At 63.0% G+C, this 2,378-nt stretch carries 4 protein-coding genes and 1 pseudogene; all 5 read left to right on the forward strand.

Features of this window, described 5'->3' with window-relative positions; all coding sequences use genetic code 11:
* Positions 1-211, forward strand: a pseudogene (tuf, locus tag VGP39_RS07125) (elongation factor Tu); the annotation flags it as partial.
* A gap of 138 nt (positions 212-349) precedes the next feature.
* Entirely contained in the window at positions 350-658 is a 309-nt protein-coding gene (gene rpsJ, locus VGP39_RS07130; RefSeq protein WP_011473876.1) for a 30S ribosomal protein S10, read from the forward strand.
* A gap of 51 nt (positions 659-709) precedes the next feature.
* The gene (gene rplC, locus VGP39_RS07135; protein WP_327567401.1) at positions 710-1,450 is read left to right on the forward strand and encodes a 50S ribosomal protein L3; all 741 of its coding nucleotides are present in this window, start codon (positions 710-712) and stop codon (positions 1,448-1,450) included.
* Between the two features lies 1 nt (position 1,451).
* Positions 1,452-2,072, forward strand: coding sequence for a 50S ribosomal protein L4 (gene rplD, locus VGP39_RS07140; protein WP_327567402.1), 621 nt, complete (start codon positions 1,452-1,454; stop codon positions 2,070-2,072).
* Complete coding sequence (locus tag VGP39_RS07145; protein WP_327567403.1) at positions 2,069-2,368, forward strand: 50S ribosomal protein L23; 300 nt, start codon at positions 2,069-2,071, stop codon at positions 2,366-2,368. Before rplD ends, VGP39_RS07145 begins: the two co-directional genes overlap by 4 nt.
* The last annotated feature ends 10 nt before the right edge of the window (positions 2,369-2,378 follow it).

Here is a 2,378-nt window from a genome sequence, read left to right on the forward strand (position 1 = left end):
CAACTACCGTCCGCAGTTCTACTTCCGCACCACCGACGTGACCGGGGTGGTGCATCTGCCTGAGGGCACCGAGATGGTGATGCCGGGCGACAACATCGCCATGGAGGTGCACCTGATCGTGCCGATCGCGATGGAAGAGAAGCTGCGCTTCGCCATCCGCGAAGGCGGCCGCACGGTGGGTGCGGGCGTGGTGGCGAGCATTATCGAGTAAGAAACGATCCGTCGTCATGCCCGGCCTTGTGCCGGGCATCCACGACTTCCTTTTTAGACGTGGATGGCCGGGACATATACGCGAAGACGCGCTTCGCGCTTTAGCCCGGGCCATGACGGAACAGAAAGACACACGGCAATGAACGGCCAGAATATTCGCATTCGTCTCAAGGCGTTCGACCATCGAATCCTCGATTCGTCGACGCGTGAGATCGTGAACACGGCGAAACGGACCGGCGCACAGGTTCGCGGACCAATCCCGCTGCCGACGCGCATCGAGAAGTTCACCGTCAACCGTTCGCCGCATGTCGACAAGAAGAGCCGCGAGCAGTTCGAGATGCGCACGCACAAGCGCCTTCTCGACATTGTCGACCCGACACCGCAGACCGTCGATGCCTTGATGAAGCTCGATCTGGCCGCCGGCGTCGACGTTGAAATCAAGCTCTGATTTTTGGATCCCGTCCGCCGATAGCGGACAGAAAGAACAGGAAGCACGCCGATGCGCTCCGGAGTGATCGCACAAAAGGTCGGGATGACGCGGGTCTTTACGGAGACCGGTGAGCATGTCCCTGTGACCGTGCTGAAGCTGGGCAATTGCCAGGTGTTGGGTCACCGCACCAGCGAGAAGAACGGTTACGTCGCGCTGCAGCTGGGTTCAGGCACGCGCAAGACCGTCTATCTGCCCAAGGCCGAGCGCGGCCAGTTCGCCGTCGCCACGGTCGAGCCGAAGCGCAAGGTCACCGAATTCCGCGTCTCGGAAGACGCGCTGATCCCGGTCGGCGCTGAAATCCAGGCGGATCATTTCGTGGTCGGCCAGTTCGTCGACGTCACCGGCACCTCGGTCGGCAAGGGTTTTGCGGGCGGCATCAAGCGCTGGAATTTCGGCGGCTTGCGCGCCACCCACGGCGTCTCGGTCTCGCATCGCTCGATCGGTTCGACCGGCGGACGCCAGGATCCCGGCAAGACGTTCAAGAACAAGAAGATGCCCGGTCACATGGGCGTCGACCGCATCACCACGCTCAATCTGCGCGTGGTGCAGACCGACGTTGAGCGCGGCCTGATCCTGGTCGAGGGAGCCGTTCCCGGCTCCAAGGGCGGATGGATCGCGGTGCGCGATGCGGTGAAGAAGGCATTGCCGAAGGACGCACCGAAGCCGGGCAAGTTCAAGCTCGCGAATGGCGGCGGCGAAGAGGCTGCTGCTCCCACTGATGCGCCGGCCGCCGAGCAGGAGGGCGTGTGAGATGAAATTGAATATCACCACGCTTGAAGGCAAGGACGCCGGCTCGGTTGAGCTGTCGGACGAGATTTTCGGCCTCGAGCCGCGCAAGGATCTGATCCAGCGCTGCGTCAACTGGCAGCTCGCCAAGCGTCAGGCCGGCACCCACAAGACGCAGGGCCGCGCGGATGTCTGGCGCACCGGCAAGAAGATGTACAAGCAGAAGGGCACCGGCGGTGCGCGTCACGGCTCGGCCCGCGTTCCGCAGTTCCGCGGCGGTGGCCGTGCGTTCGGTCCGGTGGTCCGCTCCCACGCCTTCGCTCTGCCGAAGAAGGTTCGCGCGCTGGCGCTGCGCCATGCGCTCTCCGCCAAGGCCAAGGACGGCGGTCTGATCGTCATCGATCAGGCTGTGCTTGAGGCCGCCAAGACCAAGGCGCTGGTTGGCCACTTCTCGGGTCTGGGTCTTACCAGCGCGCTGATCATCGACGGCGCCGAGGTCCATAACGGTTTCGCCGCGGCGGCCCGCAACATTCCGAACATCGACGTGCTGCCGATCCAGGGCATCAACGTCTATGACATTCTGCGTCGCCAGAAGCTGGTGCTGACCAAGGCGGCGGTCGATGCGTTGGAGGCCCGCTTCAAATGAAGAACATCGATCCGCGCCATTACGACATCATCGTAGCGCCCGTCGTGACCGAAAAGGCGACGGTCGCCTCCGAGCACAACAAGGTTGTGTTCAAGGTGGCGAGCAAAGCCACCAAGCCGCAGATCAAGGAAGCCGTCGAAAAGCTGTTCGACGTCAAGGTGAAGCGCGTGAACACGCTGGTGCGCAAGGGCAAGACCAAGGTCTTCCGCGGCCAGTTCGGTTCCCAGTCGGATGTGAAGCGTGCGATCGTGACCCTCGAAGAGGGCCACCGCATCGACGTCACCACCGGGCTATAAGGCGATACGA

This window comes from Bradyrhizobium sp. (assembly GCF_036009065.1).
Lineage (GTDB): Bacteria > Pseudomonadota > Alphaproteobacteria > Rhizobiales > Xanthobacteraceae > Bradyrhizobium.

Bases quoted from the DNA above. Each gene is read 5' to 3' on its own strand.
- rpsJ (WP_011473876.1), top strand. From the start codon at position 350: ATGAACGGCCAGAATATTCGCATTCGTCTCAAGGCGTTCGACCATCGA.
- rplC (WP_327567401.1), top strand. From the start codon at position 710: ATGCGCTCCGGAGTGATCGCACAAAAGGTCGGGATGACGCGGGTCTTT.
- rplD (WP_327567402.1), top strand. From the start codon at position 1,452: ATGAAATTGAATATCACCACGCTTGAAGGCAAGGACGCCGGCTCGGTT.
- VGP39_RS07145 (WP_327567403.1), top strand. From the start codon at position 2,069: ATGAAGAACATCGATCCGCGCCATTACGACATCATCGTAGCGCCCGTC.